This window comes from Burkholderia sp. Bp9143 (assembly GCF_003853645.1).
Taxonomy (GTDB): domain Bacteria; phylum Pseudomonadota; class Gammaproteobacteria; order Burkholderiales; family Burkholderiaceae; genus Burkholderia.
Genome location: NZ_QTPO01000007.1, coordinates 168,257 through 191,230, shown reverse-complemented (window position 1 = coordinate 191,230; position 22,974 = coordinate 168,257). Strand labels below are relative to the sequence as shown.

Here is a 22,974-nt window from a genome sequence, read left to right as displayed (position 1 = left end):
CCGCACCGGCCCGCTGGCCGGCGGCGGCCCAACCACGCCATCAAGGGGAAGTGAAAGTGAAGCTGAAGGTATCGCACGTCGCGCTGGCTGCTGCCTGCGCACTGTCGGGCGCACACGCCATCGCCGCCGACGTCGTCAAGATCGGTTTCGCCGCACCGCTGACGGGGCCGCAGTCGAACTACGGCGCGGACATGCAGAAGGGCGTGCAACTCGCGATCGCCGATTTCAACGCGACGCATCCGACGATCGGCGGCAAGCCGGTCACGTTCCAGCTCGACTCGCAGGACGACCAGGCCGACCCGCGCACCGGTACGACGGTCGCGCAGCGGCTGATCGACGACAACGTCCGCGGGGTCATCGGCCACTTCAACTCGGGCACGAGCATTCCGGCGTCCGACCTGTACGATCGCGCGGGGCTGCCGCAGATCTCGATGGCGACGTCGCCGCAATACACGGCGCGCGGCTACAAGACCACCTACCGGCTGCTGACGAGCGACGCGCAGGCCGGCCGCATCGTCGGCACGTATGCGGTGAAGACGCTGCGCTTCAAGCGCATCGCGATCATCGACGACCGCACGGCCTACGGCCAGGGCATCGCCGACGAATTCGCGAAGGCCGTGCAGGCCGCGGGCGGCACGATCGTCAAGCGCGACTTCACGAACGACAAGGCGCTCGACTTCTCCGCGATCCTGACCAACCTGAAGGGCATCAACCCGGATGCGATCTTCTACGGCGGCGGCGATGCGCAGTCTTCGCCGATGATCCGCAAGATGCGCCAACTCGGGATGAAGTCGGCATTCGTGACTGGCGAGATGTCGCGCTCGCCGACGTTCCTGAAGGTCGGCGGCGACGCGGCCGAAGGCGCGATCGTCTACATGGGTGGGCTGCCGAAGGAAAAGATGCCGGGCTTCGCCGGCTACGCATCGCGCTACAAGGCACGCTTCAATGAAGACGTGATCACCTATTCGCCCTACTCGTACGACGGCACGATCGCGCTGCTCACCGCGATGAAGGACGCGAACTCGACCGACCCGAAAGTCTATACGCCGTATCTCGGCAAGGTGTCGATCAAGGGCGTGTCGGCCCCGAGCATCGCGTACGACGCGAAGGGCGACCTGAAGGATGCGCCGGTGACGATCTACAAGGTCGAGCACGGCGCGTTCAAGCCGGTCGACACGATCGCCGGCAACTGATCGCACCGACCCTGTCCCGCGCGGCGCGGCAAGCGGTTCACCCGCCTGCCGCGCCGCGTGCTTTTCGGCTCCGCGAAGTCCGAAGCATTCCTCGGCGCAGCCCCGCGCGCGCGTATTTCGCGCTCCTGTAGAATCCCCCCACCCGCTTTGACGCTTCGTCCGCGTCGCGCCCCATCCTGGTGCGACGGTGCGTGTCACGTGCCCTATCCGGCGCCCGGCACACGCTCGACGACGCAGGCCGCGCCTTGCCAGTCCATGCCGATAGCGGGCTCTGGAGACGCAGCACCGACAACAACATTCGAAAACCGATCGTCCTGACCATGCAAGCTTCCGAATTGAGCGGCGTGCCTCGCGCCGCCGAACGCGCGCTCACGCGCAGCGACTACAAGACCCTTGGCCTTGCCGCACTCGGCGGCGCCCTCGAGTTCTACGACTTCATCATCTTCGTGTTTTTCGCGCCCGCGATCGGGCAGCTGTTCTTCCCGCACGACATTCCCGACTGGCTGCGCCAGTTGCAGACGTTCGGCATCTTCGCGGCCGGCTATCTCGCGCGCCCGCTCGGCGGCGTGATCATGGCGCACTTCGGCGACCTGTTCGGCCGCAAGCGGATGTTCACGCTGAGCGTGCTGATGATGTCGGTGCCGACGCTGCTGATGGGCCTGCTGCCGACCTACGACTCGATCGGCCTCCTCGCGCCGGTGCTGCTGCTGCTGTTCCGCGTGCTGCAGGGCGCGGCGGTCGGCGGCGAAGTGCCGGGCGCATGGGTGTTCGTGTCGGAGCACGTGCCGTCGCGCCACATCGGCTATGCGTGCGGCACGCTGACCGCGGGCCTCACGGCCGGCATCCTGCTCGGCTCGCTGGTTGCGGCCGGGATCAACAGCCGTTACTCGGGCGCCGAAGTCACCGCGTTCGCATGGCGCATTCCGTTCCTGCTCGGCGGCGTGTTCGGCCTGTTCTCCGTGTACCTGCGCCGCTGGCTGCATGAAACGCCGGTGTTCGCCGAGATGAAGGCCAAGAAGGCGCTCGCGGCCGAGATTCCGCTGAAGGCCGTGCTGCGCGACCACGGCCGCGCGGTGATCGTGTCGATGCTGCTCACGTGGATGCTGTCGGCGGCGATCGTCGTCGTGATCCTGATGACGCCCGCGCTGCTGCAGAAGCAATTCCACCTGACGCCCGCGACCACGCTGTTCGCGAACAGCATCGCGACGCTGTGCCTGACGGCCGGCTGCATCACCGCCGGTTCGCTCGCGGGCTGGATCGGCGCGAAGCGCGTGCTCGGCATCGGCGGCCTCGTGCTGGCTGCGTGCTACTACCTGCTGTTCGTGCAGGTCGCGGCCGACGCGTCGACGCTGCCGCTCTACTACGGGATCGCCGGCTTCATGGTCGGCACGATCGGCGCGGTGCCGTTCGTGATGGTCAAGAGCTTCCCGGCCGTCGTGCGCTTCTCGGGCATCTCGTTCTCGTACAACGTCGCGTATGCGATCTTCGGCGGCCTGACGCCGGTGATCGTGTCGCTGATGATGAAGTCGAATCCGCTCGCGCCGGTCGCGTACGTCGCGGCGATCTGCGTGCTCGGCGCGATCGCCGTGCAGTTCTCGAAGGATGCGAAGGACCTGAAGGACGCACGCTGAACGCCGGCGCGCACGCGCCGTCCGCATGAACAAAGGGCCGAATCCCGCGGCGTGCGGGATTCGGCCCTTTTGTCTAGTCTGCTCGAGTGCGACGGCGTGCGGTGCGTCGCCGAATGCGACTCAGCTCAGCGCAGCGCGCCGTACGACGAGCTCGGCCGGCGCAGCGCGTCGATGCTCGCGCCGCCGGCGCCGGTCACGAACAGCAGCAGGAAACCGCCGGCGATCGCGACGTTCTTCCAGAAGTGGATCACCATGTCATGCTGGACCGCGGCGTCCGTCGCGTCCCAGAAATTGTGCCCGACCATCGCGGTCGCGATCGTATAGAACGCCATCAGCAACGCGAGCGGCTTCACCTTGTAGCCGACGATCAGCAGCAGGCCGCCGAGCGCTTCGATCGTCACGACGACCGGCCCCATCACCTGCGGATAGGGCACGTTCAGTCCATGCAGATAGCCGATGAAATCGCTGTAGCCGAGCAGCTTCATCACGCCGCCCCACAAGAACAACGCCGCCAGCGCCAGGCGTGCGAAAAAAATGACGCCGGAATCGACGGAACGCGTCATGCCTCTCTCCTCGTATGCAATTCGGCCGTCCGTACGGGGCGCGCCCGTGCGGCTCGAGGCCGCGCGGCCCTGCTGGGCCCGCGGCAAATGGGCCAGCATAGAGGGTCTTTCCGCGGTGTCCAAGAAAAAGGTTGTAGCAAATCTTTACACTGCGGCGGCGGCACGCATACGCCGGCGCCCCGACAAGCAGCATTCGGCCGTTGGCGCAAATAACGCGAACCGGCCCTAACCCGCGTCGCTCAGCAGCACGCCCTTCTTGAAGATGAAGCAGCCATAGCCGCGCAACTCGCCGGTGACGATCACCGCATACGCCTGCTGCGCGCGCTCGTAGAACGCGAAACGTTCGACGCCCGTGAGCGGCACCGCGCGACCTTCCGCGCGATCGATCTCGGCCTGCACTTCGCGCTGCACGGGCGGCACCGCGGCCGGGTCGCCGACGACTTCCATCCGCCACGCGGGTGTATCGACGAACGTGTCGAGCGGCAGCACGGACAGCACCGCGCGCGCGACGCGCGCCGAATCGGCGCCGTCGATGCGCAGCGCACGGCCGACCACCGTGTGCTCGGCGACGGCTTCCGCCGGAAAATTCGCATCGCAAATCACCACTTCATCTCCGTGGCCCATCGCACGCAGCGTGTGCAGGATGTCAGCGTGCAGGAGCGGATCGAGATTCTTCAACATGTGGGCAAGTCTCCAGGATCGGGAACGAACCGCATAACGTTACCCGATCCCGGACGCCGCCGGGCATGCGCGGCTCGTGTCACGCTCCCGCGGCCGGCATTTCGTCGATGAAACCCGTGACCGACTTCAGGCGGCCCGACGCATCGACGGTGCCGAAATCCGAGCCCTTCACGATCGTCGCACCGTCGGGCGACTCGAGCGCCCACGAGAAACGCAGGTGCTGGCCGAATCCGTCGACGCCGGTCGTGCGGCGAAACCGAAAGGCAGGAAAGCGTTCCTGCACCGCGGCGATCATCGTGTCGATGCCCGCGTGGCCGTCGCCGGTCATCAGCGGATCGCGATAGGCCGCGTCACTCGCGTAGGTCGCATCGATCAGGGCGCGCCGGCGCGCGACGTCGGGTTCGTTCCATGCATCGAAATAGCGGTCGACGAGGTCGGCGTGAGCGGAGGGGACGGTTTGAGCGGTGTTCATGCGAGGCTCCTGGTGTGAATGAGGGGAGGACAGCGCCGCGGACGTTGCGGGTTCGCGTGACGCTATCGTCGCCGGCCTCGCACGGGCGGTCGATTACGTGCGAAGTAAGGAAATCGCGCCGCCACCATGCAAACGGGCGCCCGAAGGCGCCCGCATCGTCTGCCGTCGCAACCGCGCTTCAGGTCACCGGCGCCGGGTTGAACAGCGTCAGCGCATTCGCGAGCTTCCATTGCTCGGCCCACGTGCGGCGCTTGCCGCTCGCGACGTCGAGCATCAGCCGGAACAGCTCCCAGCCCACGTCCTCGATCGACGCCGCGCCGGTCGCGATCTGCCCGGCGTCGAGATCCATCAGGTCGTGCCAGCGGCGCGCGAGATCGCTGCGCGTCGCGACCTTGATCACCGGCACCTGCGCGAGACCGTACGGCGTGCCGCGGCCGGTCGTGAAAACGTGCAGGTTCATCCCCGCCGCGAGCTGCAGCGTGCCGCAGATGAAGTCGCTCGCGGGCGTCGCCGCGTACAGCAGCCCCTTCTGCCGCGCCCGATCGCCGGGACGCACGACGCCAGCGATCGGCGCGCTGCCCGACTTCACGATCGAACCCATCGCCTTCTCGACGATGTTCGACAGGCCGCCCTTCTTGTTGCCCGGCGTCGTGTTCGCGCTGCGATCGACACGGCCACGCTGCAGGTAGCGGTCGTACCAGTCCATCTCGCGGATGATCTCGCGTGCGACCTCCTCGTTCGCCGCACGCGACGTGAGCTGCGCGACGCCGTCGCGCACTTCGGTCACTTCCGAGAACATGATCGTCGCGCCCGCGCGCACGAGCAGGTCGGCCGCGAAGCCGACCGCCGGGTTCGCGGTGAGCCCCGAGAACGCGTCGCTGCCGCCGCACTGCACGCCGACGACGAGATCCGATGCCGGGCAGGTTTCGCGACGACGGCGGTCGAGCCGCTCGAGATGCGATTCGGCCATCTTCATGATCGAGTCGATCATCGAGTTGAAGCCGACGTGCGCGGCGTCCTGCAGGCACACGACGCCGCCGTTGTCCGTCGCGCCGTCGGCCGCCACCGGAATCGCGCCGGGCGGCAGCAGGCGCTCGGGCTGCAGCTTCTCGCAGCCGAGGCTCACCGTCATCACCTCGCCGCCGAAGTTCGGGTTCAGGCTGATGTTGCGCAGCGTGCGGATCGGGATGTCGGCATCGGGCGCGTCGATCGCGACGCCGCAGCCGTACGTGTGTTCGAGCCCGACCACGTCGTCGACGTTCGGGTAACGCGGCAGCAGTTCGTCCTTGATCCGCTTCACCGCATGCTCGACGACACCCGACACGCACTGCACGGTCGTCGTGATCGCGAGAATGTTGCGCGTGCCGACCGAACCGTCGGGATTGCGAAAGCCCTCAAACGTATAGCCTTCGAGCGGTGCCAGCGGCGGCGCGGCACGCGTGGCGAGCGGCAGGTCGTCGAGGCCCGGCGGCTCGGGCATGCGCATCGTGCGCTCGTTGACCCAGGTGCCGCGGCGCAGCTCCGTGAGCGCGTAGCCGATCACGACGTTGTAGCGGACGATCGGGTCGCCGGCCGCGAGGTCGACCAGCGCGACCTTGTGACCTTGCGGCACGCCTTCGCACAGCGTCAGGCCGTCGGCGAACGTCGCGCCCTCGGGCAGGCCGCCGTCGTTGACGACGATCGCGACGTTGTCGTCCGGATGCACGCGGATATAAAGAGGGGAAGCAGTCATCGGAATTCCTGGGAAGCTACCGGTCAAATCGTTAGTCATCATACGACATTCAACACCAACCTGCGATGCTGCGTAAACCCTTATCCGGAAAGACCCTACCTTTCGCCAGCCAGCAAACCGCTTGCGTCGCTCTTTCGTGCGTTGTACGATGACATACAACGACATCGCCAATATGGCCCGGATGCCGTACCCGACGAACCCAGCACTCGCGCTAGACGGACGACCCAATCATGACTTCACCGCAAGAACTCAAACAGATCATTTCCCACGGCCTGCTGTCGTTTCCGCTGACGGATTTCGACGCGGACGGCAGCTTCCGCCCGACCACCTATGCCGAGCGTCTGGAATGGCTGGCGCCGTATGGCGCGACCGCGTTGTTCGCGGCGGGCGGCACCGGTGAATTCTTCTCGCTCACGCAGCGCGAGTATTCGGACGTGATCCGCGTCGCGACGGAAACCTGCAAGGGCAAGGTGCCGATCCTGGCCGGCGCCGGCGGCGCGACGCGCGTCGCGATCGAATACGCGCAGGAAGCCGAGCGCCTCGGCGCGAGCGGCGTGCTGCTGATGCCGCACTACCTGACCGAAGCCAGCCAGGAAGGCATCGCCGAGCACGTCGAGCAGGTGTGCCGCGCGCTGAAGATCGGCGTCGTGGTGTACAACCGCGCGAATTCGAAGCTGAACGCCGACATGCTCGAGCGCCTCGCCGATCGTTGTCCGAACCTGATCGGCTTCAAGGACGGCGTCGGTGAAATCGAGAGCATGGTCACGATCCGCCGCCGCCTCGGCGACCGCTTCGCGTACCTCGGCGGCCTGCCGACGGCCGAAGTCTACGCAGCCGCGTACAAGGCACTCGGCGTGCCGGTGTACTCGTCGGCCGTGTTCAACTTCATCCCGAAGACGGCGATGGAATTCTACGAAGCGATCGCGAAGGACGACCACGCAACGGTCGGCCGCCTGATCGACGAGTTCTTCCTGCCGTACCTGAAGATCCGCAACCGCCGCGCGGGCTACGCGGTCAGCATCGTGAAGGCGGGCGCGAAGCTCGTCGGCCACGACGCGGGCCCGGTGCGCGCACCGCTCGTCGACCTCACCGACGCCGAAATGGCCGAACTGGACGTGCTGATCAAGAAGATGGGCCCGCAATAAGCGGGTACGGCCGGCGCGACGCCTTCAGCGGCACCGCGGCCGGCTTGTGTTTCGTGTTACATCGCGGCCGGCGCTTGCCGGCCGCAGTCGTTTGCCGCGGCAGCCATGCCGCGCATCCTGCCGCGATGCGCGCGGTCACATCTACATCTGCGCGATGACGCCGATGATTCGGTGACGCACGTTGCCGAGCTTGATCCGGGTCGCCTCGATCTGCCCCTGCGCGTCCGTGCGCACACGTGCGTTCGACTCGCCGCCGAGAATCTGCCCCAGCACGTCGCGGTCGACGACCGCATCGAAGAACCGGCCGACCGTGATCGTTGCCGACTGCTTCGCGGTCAGGAGCGCGCTGTTGGCCTGCATCAGCGCTTCGGTGCGCAGGCTCTGGTCGCGTTCGTCGATGCCGCGGCGATGCTCGAGCGCGAACACCAGCGCTTCCATGTCCTGCCTGAAACGGCGCACGGCGAGGCCGAACACGAGCGAATGCGCGTCGGAGCCCGTGACGGGCCGCCCCTGGTTGATCGTCACGTCGAATTCGCTGCCGCCCAGGTCGCGCTGGAATTCCAGCAGCGCATTCGCGAGCACGCGCCCTTCGCTGTACTGGCCGATCCGGCTGCGCACCGAATACGCGACGTCGCCGATCGCCTTCCACAATCCGGCGGCGAACAGGTGGTCGCCGCGCTTGCTGATGTTCATCGGATGGTTCCCTCTTGGTCTTTTGTCGGTCTCTCAGGCTCGCCTGCGGGCCGGGCGGTCCGAGGCCTCGCTACTGTAGGAGAAATTCCGGCGACGCGGAAGCCACCATGAAAAAAGCGGAGGCAGCCAGCCGGCCGCCTCCGCTTTCATTCATTCAGCAAGCGGTTCGGGCTTGTGCACCGAGCCGCCGCACCCTCACTCCGCCTTCCCGTCCCGCAGCCGCGGAATCTCGAGCGGATTGCTTTCCTGCAGCCCTTCGGGCAGCAGGTCTTCCGGGAAGTCCTGATAGCACACGGGCCGCAGGAAACGGTCGATCGCCGTCGCGCCGACCGACGTGACGGCCGGGTTCGACGTCGCCGGGAACGGCCCGCCGTGCACCATCGCGTCGCACACCTCGACGCCGGTCGGGTAGCCGTTGACGAGCAGGCGCCCGGCCTTGCGTTCGAGGATCGGCAGCAGGCGGCGCGCGAGCGGCTTGTCGTCGGCGTCCATCTGCAACGTGGCCGTCAGCTGGCCCTCCAGCGCGTCGAGCACGCGCGCGACTTCGTCGAGATCGCGGCAGCGCACGATCAGCGATGCCGGCCCGAACACCTCGTGGCTGAACGCCGGCTCGGCGAGGAACGCCTGCGCGGCGACTTCGTACAGCGCGCCGCCTGCCTGGCAGTCGGTCTGCGCCGCCTCGCCCGCGCCGATTTCGCGCACGCCCGGCAGTTCGGCCAGCTTGCCGCGACCGTTGCGATACGCGTCGGCGATGCCGCGCGTCAGCATCACGCCGGCCGGCTTCTTCGCGAGTGCCTGCGCGGCGACGGACTCGAAGCGATCGAGATCGGGGCCGTCGACTGCCAGCACGAGGCCCGGGTTCGTGCAGAACTGGCCGGTACCGAGCGTCAGGGAATCGACGAAGCCGGTCGCGATCGCGTCGCCGCGCGCGGCCAGCGCGGCCGGGAACAGCACGACCGGGTTGATGCTGCTCATTTCCGCATAGACGGGAATCGGCTGCGGACGCGCGTTCGCGAGCTGCACGAGCGCCATGCCGCCCTGCCGCGACCCGGTGAAGCCGACGGCCTGGATCGCCGGATGGCTGACGAGCGCCGCGCCGATCACGCGGCCGGGGCCGATCAGCAGCGAGAACACGCCGGCCGGCATCCCGCATTTCGCCACCGCCGCGCGGATCGCGCGGCCGACCAGCTCGGACGTGCCGAGGTGCGCCTCATGAGCCTTCACGATCACCGGGCAGCCGGCCGCCAGCGCCGACGCGGTATCGCCGCCGGCCACCGAGAACGCGAGCGGGAAGTTGCTCGCGCCGAACACGACGACGGGCCCGAGCCCGACCTTCTGCAGCCGCAGGTCCGAGCGCGGCAGCGGCGTGCGCGCGGGCTGCGCGGGATCGATCGACGCGGCGAGGAAGCGCCCGTCGCGCACGACGCGCGCGAACAGCCGGAGCTGGCCGACGGTGCGGCCGCGCTCGCCTTGCAGCCGCGCGACGGGCAGGCCCGTTTCGGCATGCGCGCGTTCGATCAGCGCGTCGCCGAGCGCGACGATTTCGTCGGCGATCGCCTCGAGAAACGCCGCGCGGGCCGCGAGCGGCTGCGCGCGGTACGCGTCGAAGGCGTCGCGCGCGAGTTCGCACGCGCGCTCGACGTCGGCCTGCGTCGCGACGCCAAAGGCCGGCGCGTCGATCGGCGCGCCCTTCGTCGGGTCGAACGCGCGCAAGGTACCGGCCGAGCCGGCCACCGCTTCGGCGCCGATCAGCATCTCTCCAGTCAGTTGCATGGGGTGTGCTCCGTGGTTCGGGAATGATTCGCTCATTGTAGCTCAACAGATACGATGTCTGCCGACATCGCTTCGCGATTCCGGCGACGTGCCTGAGGCGCGATGATAGCCCGTAAACCTTTATTCAGTCGGCAGTAGCACGCAATATTTATCCCGCCGGGCCCATACTCAAAGGGAAAACCCGAGGTTCCTGCGCCCCGATATTGCCCATAAACTTCCGGCCATGTCATACGACGACGTACATTAAAGTGCCCAATCAGTCCCATTCTCGCGATCTTCCGATCGAACTCGCCGGCAGCGTGCGCCGCACCGCCGTGCGCTACTGGATCCTGGCGATGCTGTTCGTCGTCACGACGCTCAACTACGCGGACCGCGCGACGCTGTCGATCACCGGCACGCCGATCCGCAAGGCCTTCGGCATCGATCCGGTGACGATGGGCTACATCTTCTCGGCGTTCAGCTGGGCGTACGTGCTCGCGCAGCTACCGAGCGGCTGGCTGCTCGACCGCTTCGGCGCGCGTCGCGTGTATGCGACCAGCATCTTCCTGTGGTCGGCGTTCACGTTGCTGCAGAGCACGATCGGGCTCGGCGGCAGCGCCGCGTTCGCGGTGACCGCGCTGTTCGTGATGCGCTTCGCGGTCGGCATCGCCGAGGCACCCGCGTTCCCCGCGAACGCGAAGGTCGTCGCGAGCTGGTTCCCGACCGCCGAGCGCGGCACGGCGTCGGCGATCTTCAACGCCGCGCAGTATTTCGCGGCGGTGGTGTTCTCGCCGCTGATGGCGTGGCTCACGCATGCGTACGGCTGGCACCACGTGTACCTGTGGCTCGGGCTCGCCGGCATCGCGCTCGCGTTCCTGTGGCTGCGCGTGATGAAGGATCCGGCCGACCATCCGGCGGTGAATCGCGCGGAACTCGAGCATATCGAGCAAGGCGGCGGTCTCGTGCGCACGACGGGCCGGCCGACCGGGACGCGCGGCAACGGCACCGTGTCCGAAAGCAGCCGCGTCGCGGGCTGGTACTACGTGCGCCAGCTGCTGTCGAACCGGATGCTGCTCGGCGTCTATCTCGGCCAGTACTGCGTGAACGTGCTCACGTACTTCTTCCTCACGTGGTTCCCGATCTACCTCGTGCAGGCACGCGGGATGTCGCTGCTGAAGGCCGGCTTCATGACGTCGCTGCCGGCGATCTGCGGGTTCCTCGGCGGCGTGCTCGGCGGGATGTTGTCGGACATGCTGATCCGCCGCGGCGTGTCGCTGACGCTCGCACGCAAGATTCCGATCGTCGGCGGGATGCTGCTGTCGATGGTGATCATCGGCTGCAATTACGTCGACAGCGAAGCGCTGGTGATCGTGCTGATGGCCGTGTCGTTCTTCGGCAAGGGCATCGGCTCGCTCGGCTGGGCCGTCGTCGCCGACACCGCGCCGAAGGAAGCGATCGGCCTGTCGGGCAGCCTGTTCAACATGTTCGGCAACACGGCCGGCATCGTCGCGCCGATCGCGATCGGCTACCTGGTCGGCGCGAGCGGCTCGTTCAACGGCGCGCTCGTGTTCGTCGGGCTGAACGCGCTCGTCACGGTGCTCAGCTATCTGGTGATCGTGAAGGACATCAAGCGCGTCGAGCTGCGTCACCGCGACGCGTGAGCCTCGGCGGGAATGGAAGGAAGACGACGACGGCGGCCGCGCGCAAGCGCGCCGCCGTCCTGACATCAGGCCGCGGAATGCGCGACGCGCAGCATGTCGTGCACGCCGGACGTCATCAGCGCGAGAAACGCGAGCAGGCCGACGTAGCAAAGCGCGTAGGTCGTCTTCGTCTCGACCGACGTCGCGTAGTACGCGCGGTTTTCCGGCGCATCGGGATCGTAGCGCCATGCGCGCTTCAACTGCGGCAGCGCGAGGATCGCCATCACGATCAGGAGCGGGCTCGGCCGATATGCGAACAGCGCGATCAGCACGGGCACGCCCGCGAACCAGATGCGCGGCGACAGCACAGCGGTGATGCGCCCGCCGTCGAACGGCGACAGCGGAATCATGTTGAACAGGTTCAGGAAGAAACCCGTATAGGCGAGCGCGAGCAGCAGGTTGCTGTCGTAGTGCCGCGCGGCCGCGTAGCAGGCCAGCGCGCCGAGCGTGCCGACGAACGGCCCGGCCAGCCCGACGTACGCCTCGGTTTCGGCGTCGTGCGGCATCTCCTTCAGCTGGATCCACGCGCCGACGAACGGGATGAACGTCGGCAGCCCGACGTCGAGCCCGCGCCGCTGCGCGGCCACGTAGTGACCGGCTTCGTGGACCAGCAGCAGCGCGACGAACCCGGCCGCGAAGCGCCAGCCGTAGAACAGCGCGTAGACCGCGATCGACACCAGCATGGTGCCCGCCGACATGAGCACCTTGCCGAGCTTCAGGCCGCCGAAGATCAGCAGCAGCAGTTTCGTCATGCCTTGCGCTCCGTCTCCGGCGTGCCGGACGCATCGGCGACGACCGGTACCGCGGCTGCCTTCGGCTTACGCCCGAAGAAGCGCTTCAGCCCCGCGCCGGCAGCGAGCAGCGCGACCGCGCCGATCTTGAAGAACTTCACGGCGAACGCGCCGATCAGCGCGAGCAGGCCAAGCTTCTTCGCGCCGACGCCGACGATCAGCGCCGCGAGGCCGTACTCGGCGACGTGGTCCGTCGACTGGTTGAAATCGGCGTAGCGCTTGCCGTCGTTGAAGCGGATGTTCGCAAGCAGGTCGTCGGCCGAGGCCTTGTACGTCGGCAGGTCGGCGAGCCTCGACACCATCGTCAGCGACAGGTAGCCATCGCGGCCGAGCACGAGCGTCCGGTAGTTCACGCCTTCGTTCTCCGCGTTCGCGGCCGCGTCCTTGTGGCGGATGATCGCGGACCACACGAGCCGGTGCGTGCCCGCATCGTACGCGGGGGCCTGCGCCCAGCCGACCACCTCGTTTTCGGGTAGCCCGCGCTCCTTGCGCGCCGGGTTGTCTTTCTCGGTGCCAGCCTGCAGGCTCTTCAGCAATTCGTCGGGTTTCCAGTCCTTCGCGTCGTCGTCGCGGATGTAGCCGCTCGGCTCGAACGACACGACCGAGATCCAGTCGGCGTCCGGATCCTCGGGCAGCACGAGGCCGACCAGCTTCGATTCGTCGATCGAGTTGCCCATCGAGCGCAGGTAGCGGCCGGCTTCGGCGGCCGGCACGAACGATTCGCCCGCCTTCAGCTTCAGCACCGCTTCGTGCTTCACGTCGATATCGGCCGGCCCGTTCACGACGGCCTTGTTGGCGGCCGCGGCGGCGGCCCTCATTTCGACCTGCGCGGTTTCGGTTTGCGCGTGGCCGCTGGTCGCGGCGAGTGCGAGCATCGCCACGCAGGCGACGCGGACGGCGAGTTTTTTCATTGCTGGATTCCCCTGGACTGCCTTGTTATGAATGTGTGCGGCGTCCGGCCCGGGCGTTCAGATCGCAGGGTCCGATGCCGCCTCTCAGGCGGCACGAGGGCTATGGTAACGCAGCGTCGGGGGGCGTCAGGGCACGAATTGCGGGGGCGGAAGGGAGACCCGGGCGGGCGTCCTGCGGCCTCGGTGACGCACGCCAATCCGGAATGCTTACCTCACGGGTAATGCCCGGCGCGCGGGGGATTGCCTATCATCGTCCTCTTGGCGTTCTCCTCCGCCTAAAGGCGGTGGATTCCCACACCTGGCGATGCACGTCCGCATCGGAGAATGTTCAGCGCAGCATTGGTATCACGATCATGCACGACACCACAGCTACTGCACTTCCATTCCCTTATTTGCAGTCCCGCGATACCTTTCGGCCGCGTCGTGCTGTCTTTCGATCCGCACGACGAACAGGACTGGGTGGAACCGCTTTCGTCGACTTCCTCGAACGTGGCCCCGTGCGCGATCGCCTTGTAACGGAGCTTGTCCCGGAAGGACGACCAGGATGCGTCGTAGACGCTCTTCGCCATCCTGGTTCTGGCGAGCTTCGCGGCCGACACGTTGCCGACCGCGATGTAATCGAAACGCCGCACCAGATCGAGCGCGAGCTTGTGTTGGAAATCGGCACGGGCATTCGCGACCTTCGCGTGCAGCTTCGCGATATGCCGCTTGTGCTTTCGCGCCCGTTGCGCTTTCGCGAGCTTCTCGGCCGCACGTCGGCCGAATTGGTCGTTCGGCAGTTTCTCGCCGGTCGAAAGTGTGCCGAAGTCTTTCAGGCCGAGATCGATGCCGACACCGGAACGGATCGGGCGTGCCTGAACATCAGACATCTCGATCACGATGTTGAGAAACCAGTTGCCGCGGGCATCCTGCGCGAAGTTGGTTCCGTCCTTGATCTTGCCCTCGGGAAGCGGTCGGCTATTGAATACGCGAAAGGTGTTACCGCCAAAGCGAAACGCATCGCCCTCGCGCTTCAGGTCGCGGCCCTTCAGCGGCACCCAGCCCAGCAATTTCCTGCCGCGATAGCGCAGGTAGGGCCGACGGTTCCGACTGCGCGACTTCGCGTATTGCTCGCACGTCGCGTTGATCGTGCCGGAGTGGATGCCGAGTTCCTTACTGCTGCCGGTGGTGAGCACATTCAAGTCGAAACCCGTCGGCCACTTCTTGCTCCACTTGACCGCGTGCTTCTGCGTATCGTTGCAGAAGTTCCAGACGTAGTTCACCGCTCGGCTCTGCTTGTTGAGCAGTCCGTTGAGCGACTTCACCCGGTAGCGGTAGACAAGAATCATGCCGGTGATCCTAACCCGTGGAAGAAGCTGCCTGTCAACCGCACTCCTTTCCTTCCCGCCATCCGCCCCGAAGGAAGTCCCCTTGGGGGAAATGGCGGGGTTTCTCGGAGCAAATTCTGATGAACTCGACCGCCGCCCTCCCGTCGCTCCCCCGGTCCGCCGGCCGCCCGTCCGGCATCGGCCCGCTGCTGCGCACCTGGCGTCAACGCCGGCGCCTGAGCCAGATGGCGCTCGCGCTCGAGGCGGAGGTGTCCGCACGGCACCTGAGCTTCGTCGAATCGGGTCGCGCGCAACCGAGTCGCGACATGGTGCTGCATCTCGCGGAGCGCCTCGACGTGCCGCTGCGCGAGCGCAATGCGCTGCTCGTCGCGGCAGGCTTTGCGCCGCTGTTTCGCGAGCGGCCATTCTCCGATCCGCAACTCGACGCGGCGCGCCACGCGGTCGAGGCCGTGCTGCGTGGCCACGAGCCCTACCCGGCGCTCGCGGTGGATCGCCACTGGACGCTGCTCGCCGCGAACCGGATGCTCGGTGCGCTGGTCGCGCAGGCCGATCCGGCGCTGCTGCAGCCGCCCGTCAACGTGCTGCGCCTGAGCCTGCACCCGGACGGCCTCGCGGCGCAGATCGTCAACTGGCACGAATGGCGCGCGCATATCCTGCACCGTCTGCAGCGGCAGATCGACGCGAGCGGCGACCACACGCTGCATGCATTGCGTGACGAACTCGCCACGTATCCGGTACCGGCCGGCCAGCCCGACGACACGCCTGCGCGCACCGACTACGCGGACATCGCGGTGCCGCTGCGGCTGCGCACGGCAGCCGGCGAGCTGACGTTCTTCAGCACGACGACGGTGTTCGGCACGCCGGTCGACGTCACGCTGTCGGAGCTCGCGATCGAGGCGTTTTTCCCGGCGAATCCGGAGACGGCGGACGCGATGCGGGCGCTGGCGAACGCGTTGCCGGCGCAGTGACGCACTGAACGACGCAGACCGGGAAGGCCAGCGCCAGGATGCCGGTCTTCGTGCGGCCGGCCGGCAAGCAACAGTCGGTGCGGCCTGTCGCGTGACCGCACGCATTCCGGCAGCGGATGCCATACACCGCACGGTTGGCATCCGGATCGCGTGCATTCCGTTCGCGAAAGCGCATCGCGGTATCGCGTGGCGCAGCGCACTCGCCTTCCCCTCTCCACCAGCCGACGCATGATCATCGGGCAATGCGACTGCGCGGCACTCGCGATCGCCCGCTGTTTCATCGTGCACGTCACCAAACGAATTTCTCCCGAAACATAGCGTTCAGCCGCCCTGGCAAACATCTGCGCGACCGCAGCCGATCAAAATGCGTCGTCGCAATTCGAGCTTCGTATCGGTGGAGTTCGAACCGACCGTGACTGCAGCAAGTAGCAGCACTCAAGATCCGCTTCCCGTTTGCCGCACAACCGGCGAATGTCGAATTTGATTAGTAGACCTTTCATTCAGTCAGTCAAAAGTCTTGACGCCTGTCATGAAGGAGACACGGACGAATCGATGCGACCGGGACATTGCGAGCGGGGCCGTGCAAGCCACAACACGATTTTTACATCGAGCCTAGGAAAACAAATGAACGAGAATCAACGAGGGTTGGGAAATTCGGCACAACGCGCACCGAGGAAATCGAAGGTCGCGCTTGCCGTCACGGTCAGCGCGGCCATGGTCGCCTTCGCTGCTGCCGCGCCCGCGCGAGCCGACTATGTGCAGAACGGCACGTCGACCGAAACGTCGGGGGGCTGCGTCGGCAACATCGCCATTTCGGGAAGCAGCACGTATCCGGCCACGGCAACCGGCTGCGACAACGTCGCGATCGGCACGGCGGCAGCCGCGAATTCGGGCTCGTCGACCGGCGCCTATAGCGAGACCGTCGCGATCGGCCGCATGGCGGCCGCGACCGGTACGCTCGCGACGGCCATCGGCGGAAATGCGGTGGCAACCGGCGACCAGGCGACTGCGATGGGGGCGGTCTCGAGCGCAGTCGGCACTCAAGCGACGGCGGTCGGCAACGGCGCCATCGCGAACGGCGCAACGGCGTCCGCCTTCGGCCAGGGCGCGTCGGCGGTCGACCAGTCAACGGCGGTCGGGCAAGGTGCGAGCGCCACCGCAACATTCTCGACGGCCGTGGGCAAGGGCAGCATTGCAGCGGGCGGTACGGCGCTCGGCTTTCAGGCCAACGCGGGCGCGGCCGATGCGGTCGCGCTCGGCGTCGACAGCTCGGCATCCGCTACCGGCAGCGTCGCCATTGCGCGTGCGACGGCCTCCGCCACGAACGCGGTCGCCATCGGCGAAGGTGCGAACGCCGCCGACGCGAATTCCGTCGCACTGGGCTCGAATGCGACCACGCGTGCCTATACCACCGTCAGCAGCGCGGCGCTCAACGGCGTGACCTACAGCGGCTTCGCGGGCACGCCGGTCGGCGTGGTGAGCGTGGGCAGCGCCGGTGCCGAGCGGCAGATCGTCAACGTCGCGGCCGGCGCGATCAGCGCGACCAGCACGGATGCGGTGAACGGCTCCCAGCTCTTTTCGATCGCCAATCAAGTGTCGACGCTGACGGCGGACCTGGCCAACCTCACGACGACCGTCGGCAAGATTTCGTCTAGCGTCCCGAGCGGCACCGTAACGGACCCGACGGACACCGCGATCGGCACGAGCACGTCGGTCACAGCGACGAACGGCACGGCGATCGGCAACGGCTCGAACGTGTCGGGCGACAACGGTACGGGTGTCGGCGTGAATTCGACCGTCACGGCGGCCAACGGCACGGCCATCGGCACGAATTCGAAAGTCACCGCGGCAAACGGAACGGCGATCGGCACGGGCTCGAACGTGTCCGGCACGGACTCGACAGCGATCGGCACGAACAGCCGCGCAACCGCGAACAACGCGGTGGCGCTGGGCGCGAATTCGGTTGCCGATCGGGACAACACGGTATCGATCGGTGCACCCGGCGCCGAACGTCAGCTGACCAACGTGGCGGACGGTACCGCGCCGACGGATGGCGTGAACGTGCGCCAGCTGAACGGTGCGATCAACTCGGTCCGCGAGGAAATGTCGAAGTACCGCAAGGACGCCAACGCGGGCACCGCAAGCGCGATCGCGATCGCGAACATGCCGCAGGCCGTGCTGCCGGGTGAAAAGGTGGTCGCGCTCGGCGGCGGCACGTACGGCGGCCAAAGCGCGATGGCGGTCGGCTTGTCCGTCGCCACGACGAAATGGCTCGTCAAAGGCTCGATCACGACGGCGGTTTCGGGTCACGGCTCGTTCGGCGCGGGCGCGGGCGTCGGCTATCGCTGGTAATCCGCCTCCAGTCTCGAAGCGTAGGCACGTCGTCGGTCGACGCAAGCACGCGAGCCATCGGCGCGGCCCGCGCCGATGGCGCTGCAATGTCGGGCGGCGCGCCGGTCTGCCGAAGATCCGCGCCGGCCGGCGCGCGTCGTGCGCAATCAGTTGTAGTAATCGGGCGTCGTCATGGCCGGACATGAAAGGAGCGGCAGCGGCACGGCACACGGCATGCCGATTGAAAGGTGTGGTTGTTAAGCTGCCCGACGAGACCGTCGGCCCCCAATACACACCATGAAAAAGAAAACGCTTGCCACGCTGTTACTGTGCGCCGCCGTGCCCGGCGTCGCGCTCGCCCAATCGATCGCCGCCCCGGCGCTGAAGCCGGGCGACACCTGGACCTACGTCAACACGGTCGAAATCGGCACGAACGGCTGGCGCCAGACACGCGACCAGATATCCGTGCAGCGCACGACCGCCGACCATATCTATATCGAAACGCAGCAGAGCGGCGCGACACAGGCGCCCCGTGAATTTATCGTCGGCGCGGACTGGAGCCGTGCGCGCAGCGTCAACGGCACCGAAACCGTGGTGAACCGCCCGCTCGCGTTTCCGCTGACGATCGGCAAGATGTGGACGATCCGCTACAGCGAGGCGCACCCGAATCCGCAGCACGCATCGGAAGCGTACGACACGCATTACAAGGTCATCGGCCCCGATACCGTCACCGTGCCCGGCGGCAAGTTCGATGCGGTCAAGATCGAAGCAGAAGGCACGTGGAAAGCCGAAACCGCGCCACGACAGTCGACCGTATCGGGCGTATCCCGCAACGAAGGCGGTTCGACGATCGTGATGCAGAGCCGCAACAACGGGACGGTGGAAGTGACCGGCAAGACCTACAAGGCGTTCTGGTACTCGCCGGCGGTCGGCCGCTGGGTCAAGTCGGTCGAGGAGTACTACGACGTGAACGGGACGCGTACGGCACGCTATTCGGAGGAACTGGCGTCATACAAGCGCGCCGATACGAACAGCGGCTCGCCGTTGGCCGGCAGGCCCGCACCCGTGGCGCCGGAAGGCCCGCCTCCCGGCGATCAATGACGGAGCACGCGCTCACTTACGTATAAAGCGACGCCTGCGGCAACTCCCCCGTCAGCGCGAACCGGCCGACGTCGCGCAACCGATAGTCGAGCGGATCGTGCAGCGTATGCGTGCGCGCGTTGCGCCAGAACCGGTCGAGGCCGAGCGACGCGGCCGTCGCGCGGGCGCCGCACGCATCGAACAGCGCCTCGCCGTTGTCGAGCGCCGCGCGCTGCGCGACGATCTTCGCATCTGACACGGCGAGCGCCACTTCGGCCCGTTCGCCGGGCGTCAGCGCGTCGCGCCGCGTCCATGCGCGCTGCAGCTCGACGGCCGCGCGATCGGCCAGCGACGCCGCGGCAACCGCCTGCACACGCATGTCACCGAAGCGCTGCAGCGTATAGGGATCGTCGCTCGCCTGCGCGACGCCCGAGTTGATCCACGGCCGGCCGTGCTTCAGCACGTAGTCGCGCGCCTCGGCCAGCGCACCCTCCGCGAGCCCGACGAACAGGTTCGTCAAGACAAGCTGCGACACCAGCGTGCGCAGCGTCGCGCGCGGCGTCGGCGGCGTCTCGGACCGGTGCAGCACGTCGTCCGGCGCGAGCGTCACACCGTCGAAGCGCACGCTGCCGCTGTCGGTCTGGCGCTGCCCGATCGGATCCCAGTCCTCGTTGACCGTGATCCCGTCACGATCGGTCGGCACCACGCCGAACACGGCACGCCCCGTTTCCGGATCGTGCGCGGACACGGTCATCCGCTGCGAGCCGCGCGTGCCCGAGCAGAATCCCTTCACGCCGTCGAGCCGATAGCCGCCGTCCGGCATCGCGGTCGCCACCAGCCGCGTGTCGAGCGGGTTGACCGCATTGCCCCACCACCAGCGATGCTCGACCGTGCCGCTCAGATAGCGTTCGCGCTGTGCCGCGCTGCCCCACACGTCGACGCTCACCACCTGCAGGATCTGGAACCCGACCAGATGCGCGAGCGCGCTGTCGACGCGTGCGATCCGCCGGATCGTGTCGTAGATCGCCGGCCATGCGGCTTCCTGTCCGCCGAATTCGCGCGGCACCGCGAGCGTCAGCAGGCCCGCGTCGGCGAGCCACTGCTTCTCGTCGGCGGCATGACCGCCGGCGCGATCGCGCGCGGCAGCCGTCGCACGCAGCGCATCGATCGCACGCGCCAGCGCATCGGCGTCGTTCGTGCACGCATCGGGATCCGTCACCAACGTCGCCGGGCCGCGGGGATCGTTCATGCGACGGCTTCCTGTGCGAGGGTTTCGTGCGCAACGACTTCAACCGACAGCGGCGCCAGCGCGCCGAGCCGGCGGCCGGTCAGCCGCGACAGGATCTCGCGCCGCCAGTCGTCGTAGATCGCGCGGTATTCGGCGATATCCGCACCGAACACGTGCGCGGTATGCGCGTATTCGTCATGCAGATAGCCGTCGAGCCGCACCTGCGTTTCCTCGTCGGCCGCGATCACGCTGTCGATCAGCGCGTCACGCTCGGCGGCCGGCAGCGCGTTCAACGTGTCGAACCACCACTGGACGATCTGCACGCGGTGCCACTCCTCGTCCGGGCGGATCCGGTTCTCGCCGTGCTCGCGCATCGCGCCGTCGGCGATGCGGCCGGTCTTGCGCTGGATCCACAGCTTCGCGAGGATGTGCAGTTCGTAATGCCATTCGAACGCGAGGAAGCCCGCGACGTCGCGCACCGCGATATCGCCGATGCGGACCCAGTGCGCGGCGACGAGCCGCTCGACTTCCGGCAGCGGATCGCGACCCGTCAGTTCGGTCACGCGCTCGCGGCCGATCACCGCGTGCGCGCCGTCGTCGCCGAGCTGGCGCGACAGGATCAGCTGGAAATGCGGATCGTCGCGGAACAGCGTGTCGATCGCCTTCGCGACGACCTGCACGATGAACAGGTCGTGCGACGCCATCTTCGTGTAGTAGTCGGCGACGGCGGCGAGCTCGTCTTCGCTGCGCGGCTCGCGCGGCGGCGTCGCCAGTTTGTCCGGGAAACCGGGACGATGGCGTCGTGCGACGTCCAGAAACAGTGCTTCCTCGAATTGTCCGTTCCATTCGCGCGGCGCGCCGATGGGCAAGGTCATGGGTATCGTTCTCTCAGGGTCTTCAATGAAAAGAGCCGGCGCTCGTGGCACCGCTCAGGTACGCCGGGTCACGCGTCGGACCAGGCGGTCGCCCGTGATTTGCACGGCCGAAACGAGGGCGATCAGGATCACGATCACGGTCACCATGACGGTGGTGTCGAAACGCTGATAGCCATAGCGGATCGCGAGATCGCCGAGCCCGCCCGCGCCGACGGCGCCCGCCATCGCGGTCGAGCCAATCAGCGCGACGACGGTGATCGTGAACCCGCCGAGCATGCCGGGCAGCGCCTCCGGCAACAGCACGTGCCACACGATGTGGCGGCGTTTCGCGCCCATCGCGAGCGCGGCCTCGATCAGCCCGCGATCGACTTCGCGCAGGCTCACTTCGGCAATCCGCGCGAAGAACGGAATCGCGGCGATCGACAGCGGCACGACAGCCGCCCACACACCGATCGTCGTGCCGATCAGCACGCGCGTGAACGGCAGCAGCGCGACGAGCAGGATGATGAATGGCGTCGAGCGGAACACGTTGACGAGCGCGCCGAGCACCGCGTTCACGCCGCGCCGCGCGTAAATGCCGCCGGGCGCGGTCGTCACGAGGATCACCGCGAGCGGGATGCCGATCAGCGCCGCAATCGCGGCCGAGGTGGCGACCATCGACAGCGTGTCGCGGATCGCGTCCAGCAGTTCGGGCCACCAGAGTTCAAACATAGCCGAGCACCTCCGCGTGATTCGCATGGCGGCGCGCGTGTTCGAGCAACGCGGCGACCGCGCAGCCGTGTGCCGGCGACTCCCGCGCGTCGTCCGCGCGCGGCGATGCCGCGATCACGAGACGCCCTTGCGCACGCCCCTGGATCCGCTCGATCCCGCCGTGCAGGAAGCGCACCGAGCCGCCGAGCGCCGCCGCGAGCGCGCCGACGTCCGGCTCACCGCCGCTTTCGCCCGTATAGCGGACGTCCAGCACGACCTGCGCGCCGTCAGGCAGCGCGGCCTGCTCGGGCAACGGCCGCACGCGCGCGGCCAGTTCGGCGGGCAGGTCGTGCACGAGCGTGCTGAGCAGCGCGCGCGTCGCGCCGTGACGCGGATCGCCGAACACGCGCCACACCGGGCCCGTTTCGACGACCTCGCCCTGTTCGATCACCGCGACCGTGTCGCACACCGCGCGGATCACTTCCATCTCGTGCGTGATCAGCACGATCGTCAGCCCGAGGCGGCGGTTGATGTCGGCGAGCAGCGCGAGGATCGCTTGCGTCGTCTCGGGATCGAGCGCCGACGTCGCCTCGTCGCACAGCAGCACCTCCGGGTCGTGCACCAGCGCCCGCGCGATGCCGACGCGCTGCTTCTGGCCGCCCGACAGGCTCGCCGGATACGCGTCGCGCTTCGCGGCAAGCCCAACGAGGTCGAGCAGCGCCTCGGCCCTGCGCGTACGCTCGGCCTTCGGCACACCAGCGATCTTCAGCGGTAGCGCGACGTTCTCGAACACCGTCTTCGCCGACAGCAGGTTGAAATGCTGGAACACCATGCCAGTGCGACGCCGCAGCGCGACGAGCCCGTCCTCGTCGAGCGCGCCGACGTCGACGCCCTGCACGCGCACGGTGCCGGAACTCGGGCGTTCGAGGCCATTGACGAGCCTCAGCAGGGTCGACTTGCCGGCACCGCTGCGGCCGATGATGCCGAACACCTCGCCGCGCCGCACGTCGAGCGTCACGTCGCGCAGCGCGGCAGCCTGGCCGCGCGGCGTCGCGAACACCTTGCCGACGTGCGCGAGCGACACGGCGGTGCCGTCGGCGCGTGCGGCCGATTCGTCATGCGACTCATGCGCCTCTGCGCCAACACCGGCGCCGGCCCGCACGGCGGACGTCTCGATGAAACCCAGCGTATCGAACAATTGCGTCATCGC

Annotated in this window: 20 protein-coding genes; 7 read left to right on the top strand and 13 right to left on the bottom strand. The window is 67.5% G+C overall.

The genetic code is table 11. From position 1 onward, the window contains the following. Positions 1 to 56: 56 nt before the first annotated feature. Complete coding sequence (locus tag DIE23_RS07565; RefSeq protein ID WP_124611534.1) at positions 57 to 1,193, top strand: branched-chain amino acid ABC transporter substrate-binding protein; 1,137 nt, start codon at positions 57 to 59, stop codon at positions 1,191 to 1,193. A 320-nt stretch (positions 1,194 to 1,513) separates the two neighbouring features. Beyond that, a complete protein-coding gene (locus tag DIE23_RS07560; RefSeq protein WP_124611533.1) occupies positions 1,514 to 2,824 on the top strand; it encodes an MFS transporter in 1,311 nt (436 codons plus the stop codon). A gap of 125 nt (positions 2,825 to 2,949) precedes the next feature. Here DIE23_RS07560 and DIE23_RS07555 read toward each other — a convergent pair whose 3' ends face one another. The 4 genes from DIE23_RS07555 to garD all read right to left on the bottom strand — a co-directional run bounded on the left by DIE23_RS07555 (position 2,950) and on the right by garD (position 6,272). After that, on the bottom strand, positions 2,950 to 3,387 hold the full coding sequence (locus DIE23_RS07555; RefSeq protein ID WP_124497162.1) for a DoxX family protein: 438 nt from the start codon (positions 3,385 to 3,387) through the stop codon (positions 2,950 to 2,952). Between the two features lie 225 nt (positions 3,388 to 3,612). Next, complete coding sequence (locus DIE23_RS07550; protein WP_124611532.1) at positions 3,613 to 4,068, bottom strand: RbsD/FucU family protein; 456 nt, start codon at positions 4,066 to 4,068, stop codon at positions 3,613 to 3,615. A gap of 79 nt (positions 4,069 to 4,147) precedes the next feature. Continuing rightward, a complete protein-coding gene (locus DIE23_RS07545) occupies positions 4,148 to 4,540 on the bottom strand; it encodes a nuclear transport factor 2 family protein (RefSeq protein ID WP_124611531.1) in 393 nt (130 codons plus the stop codon). A 178-nt stretch (positions 4,541 to 4,718) separates the two neighbouring features. After that, complete coding sequence (garD, locus tag DIE23_RS07540; protein WP_124611530.1) at positions 4,719 to 6,272, bottom strand: galactarate dehydratase; 1,554 nt, start codon at positions 6,270 to 6,272, stop codon at positions 4,719 to 4,721. 230 nt (positions 6,273 to 6,502) lie between these two features. Between garD and kdgD the strand changes: the two genes are divergently transcribed. Next, positions 6,503 to 7,417: a 5-dehydro-4-deoxyglucarate dehydratase gene (gene kdgD / locus DIE23_RS07535; protein WP_124611529.1), complete on the top strand. Its 915-nt coding sequence runs from the start codon at positions 6,503 to 6,505 to the stop codon at positions 7,415 to 7,417. Between the two features lie 141 nt (positions 7,418 to 7,558). Here kdgD and DIE23_RS07530 read toward each other — a convergent pair whose 3' ends face one another. Both DIE23_RS07530 and DIE23_RS07525 read right to left on the bottom strand, forming a co-directional pair. Next, positions 7,559 to 8,110, bottom strand: coding sequence for a hypothetical protein (locus DIE23_RS07530; protein ID WP_124611528.1), 552 nt, complete (start codon positions 8,108 to 8,110; stop codon positions 7,559 to 7,561). 195 nt (positions 8,111 to 8,305) lie between these two features. Next, positions 8,306 to 9,883 (bottom strand): aldehyde dehydrogenase (NADP(+)), encoded by a 1,578-nt coding sequence (locus DIE23_RS07525; RefSeq protein WP_124611527.1) that lies wholly within the window; start codon positions 9,881 to 9,883, stop codon positions 8,306 to 8,308. A 248-nt stretch (positions 9,884 to 10,131) separates the two neighbouring features. On the opposite strand from DIE23_RS07525, the gene DIE23_RS07520 reads away from it, so the two are divergent. Further along, positions 10,132 to 11,523 carry an MFS transporter gene (locus DIE23_RS07520; RefSeq protein ID WP_124611526.1) on the top strand — a complete coding sequence of 464 codons (1,392 nt, stop codon included), beginning with the start codon at positions 10,132 to 10,134 and terminating at the stop codon, positions 11,521 to 11,523. A 65-nt stretch (positions 11,524 to 11,588) separates the two neighbouring features. On the opposite strand, the gene DIE23_RS07515 is transcribed toward DIE23_RS07520, so the two are convergent. The 3 genes from DIE23_RS07515 to DIE23_RS07505 form a co-directional block, all read right to left on the bottom strand. Continuing rightward, positions 11,589 to 12,314, bottom strand: a complete 726-nt coding sequence (locus tag DIE23_RS07515; protein ID WP_124611525.1) for a site-2 protease family protein — start codon at positions 12,312 to 12,314, stop codon at positions 11,589 to 11,591. Further along, on the bottom strand, positions 12,311 to 13,264 hold the full coding sequence (locus tag DIE23_RS07510; RefSeq protein ID WP_124611524.1) for a DUF2167 domain-containing protein: 954 nt from the start codon (positions 13,262 to 13,264) through the stop codon (positions 12,311 to 12,313). Before DIE23_RS07510 ends, DIE23_RS07515 begins: the two co-directional genes overlap by 4 nt. Positions 13,265 to 13,539: 275 nt before the next feature. Continuing rightward, the gene (locus tag DIE23_RS07505; RefSeq protein WP_124611523.1) at positions 13,540 to 14,592 is read right to left on the bottom strand and encodes an RNA-guided endonuclease TnpB family protein; all 1,053 of its coding nucleotides are present in this window, start codon (positions 14,590 to 14,592) and stop codon (positions 13,540 to 13,542) included. Between the two features lie 119 nt (positions 14,593 to 14,711). Here DIE23_RS07505 and DIE23_RS07500 point away from each other — a divergent pair, with 119 nt between their 5' ends. From DIE23_RS07500 to DIE23_RS07490, 3 genes are all read left to right on the top strand, one after another. Further along, complete coding sequence (locus DIE23_RS07500; RefSeq protein WP_124611522.1) at positions 14,712 to 15,560, top strand: helix-turn-helix domain-containing protein; 849 nt, start codon at positions 14,712 to 14,714, stop codon at positions 15,558 to 15,560. A 624-nt stretch (positions 15,561 to 16,184) separates the two neighbouring features. Then, positions 16,185 to 17,912, top strand: coding sequence for a YadA family autotransporter adhesin (locus DIE23_RS07495; protein ID WP_124611559.1), 1,728 nt, complete (start codon positions 16,185 to 16,187; stop codon positions 17,910 to 17,912). Between the two features lie 276 nt (positions 17,913 to 18,188). Next, a complete protein-coding gene (locus DIE23_RS07490; RefSeq protein WP_124611521.1) occupies positions 18,189 to 18,992 on the top strand; it encodes a hypothetical protein in 804 nt (267 codons plus the stop codon). A 16-nt stretch (positions 18,993 to 19,008) separates the two neighbouring features. On the opposite strand, the gene DIE23_RS07485 is transcribed toward DIE23_RS07490, so the two are convergent. From DIE23_RS07485 to DIE23_RS07470, 4 genes are read right to left on the bottom strand one after another with little or no spacing between them, the layout of a single operon-like run. After that, positions 19,009 to 20,220: an acyl-CoA dehydrogenase family protein gene (locus DIE23_RS07485; RefSeq protein WP_124611520.1), complete on the bottom strand. Its 1,212-nt coding sequence runs from the start codon at positions 20,218 to 20,220 to the stop codon at positions 19,009 to 19,011. After that, complete coding sequence (locus tag DIE23_RS07480) at positions 20,217 to 21,074, bottom strand: hypothetical protein (protein WP_124611519.1); 858 nt, start codon at positions 21,072 to 21,074, stop codon at positions 20,217 to 20,219. Before DIE23_RS07480 ends, DIE23_RS07485 begins: the two co-directional genes overlap by 4 nt. A gap of 54 nt (positions 21,075 to 21,128) precedes the next feature. Beyond that, positions 21,129 to 21,785 (bottom strand): methionine ABC transporter permease, encoded by a 657-nt coding sequence (locus tag DIE23_RS07475; protein WP_124611518.1) that lies wholly within the window; start codon positions 21,783 to 21,785, stop codon positions 21,129 to 21,131. Beyond that, positions 21,778 to 22,971: a methionine ABC transporter ATP-binding protein gene (locus DIE23_RS07470; protein ID WP_124611517.1), complete on the bottom strand. Its 1,194-nt coding sequence runs from the start codon at positions 22,969 to 22,971 to the stop codon at positions 21,778 to 21,780. The genes DIE23_RS07475 and DIE23_RS07470 overlap by 8 nt, the downstream gene beginning before the upstream one ends. Positions 22,972 to 22,974: the final 3 nt, after the last annotated feature.

Excerpts from the sequence above, each read along its gene's own strand:
- DIE23_RS07560 (WP_124611533.1), top strand. The coding sequence starts at position 1,514 with ATGCAAGCTTCCGAATTGAGCGGCGTGCCTCGCGCCGCCGAACGCGCG.
- DIE23_RS07555 (WP_124497162.1), bottom strand. The coding sequence starts at position 3,387 with ATGACGCGTTCCGTCGATTCCGGCGTCATTTTTTTCGCACGCCTGGCG.
- DIE23_RS07550 (WP_124611532.1), bottom strand. The coding sequence starts at position 4,068 with ATGTTGAAGAATCTCGATCCGCTCCTGCACGCTGACATCCTGCACACG.
- DIE23_RS07545 (WP_124611531.1), bottom strand. The coding sequence starts at position 4,540 with ATGAACACCGCTCAAACCGTCCCCTCCGCTCACGCCGACCTCGTCGAC.
- garD (WP_124611530.1), bottom strand. The coding sequence starts at position 6,272 with ATGACTGCTTCCCCTCTTTATATCCGCGTGCATCCGGACGACAACGTC.
- kdgD (WP_124611529.1), top strand. The coding sequence starts at position 6,503 with ATGACTTCACCGCAAGAACTCAAACAGATCATTTCCCACGGCCTGCTG.
- DIE23_RS07530 (WP_124611528.1), bottom strand. The coding sequence starts at position 8,110 with ATGAACATCAGCAAGCGCGGCGACCACCTGTTCGCCGCCGGATTGTGG.
- DIE23_RS07525 (WP_124611527.1), bottom strand. The coding sequence starts at position 9,883 with ATGCAACTGACTGGAGAGATGCTGATCGGCGCCGAAGCGGTGGCCGGC.
- DIE23_RS07515 (WP_124611525.1), bottom strand. The coding sequence starts at position 12,314 with ATGACGAAACTGCTGCTGCTGATCTTCGGCGGCCTGAAGCTCGGCAAG.
- DIE23_RS07510 (WP_124611524.1), bottom strand. The coding sequence starts at position 13,264 with ATGAAAAAACTCGCCGTCCGCGTCGCCTGCGTGGCGATGCTCGCACTC.
- DIE23_RS07505 (WP_124611523.1), bottom strand. The coding sequence starts at position 14,592 with ATGATTCTTGTCTACCGCTACCGGGTGAAGTCGCTCAACGGACTGCTC.
- DIE23_RS07500 (WP_124611522.1), top strand. The coding sequence starts at position 14,712 with ATGAACTCGACCGCCGCCCTCCCGTCGCTCCCCCGGTCCGCCGGCCGC.
- DIE23_RS07495 (WP_124611559.1), top strand. The coding sequence starts at position 16,185 with ATGAACGAGAATCAACGAGGGTTGGGAAATTCGGCACAACGCGCACCG.
- DIE23_RS07490 (WP_124611521.1), top strand. The coding sequence starts at position 18,189 with ATGAAAAAGAAAACGCTTGCCACGCTGTTACTGTGCGCCGCCGTGCCC.
- DIE23_RS07485 (WP_124611520.1), bottom strand. The coding sequence starts at position 20,220 with ATGAACGATCCCCGCGGCCCGGCGACGTTGGTGACGGATCCCGATGCG.
- DIE23_RS07480 (WP_124611519.1), bottom strand. The coding sequence starts at position 21,074 with ATGACCTTGCCCATCGGCGCGCCGCGCGAATGGAACGGACAATTCGAG.
- DIE23_RS07475 (WP_124611518.1), bottom strand. The coding sequence starts at position 21,785 with ATGTTTGAACTCTGGTGGCCCGAACTGCTGGACGCGATCCGCGACACG.
- DIE23_RS07470 (WP_124611517.1), bottom strand. The coding sequence starts at position 22,971 with ATGACGCAATTGTTCGATACGCTGGGTTTCATCGAGACGTCCGCCGTG.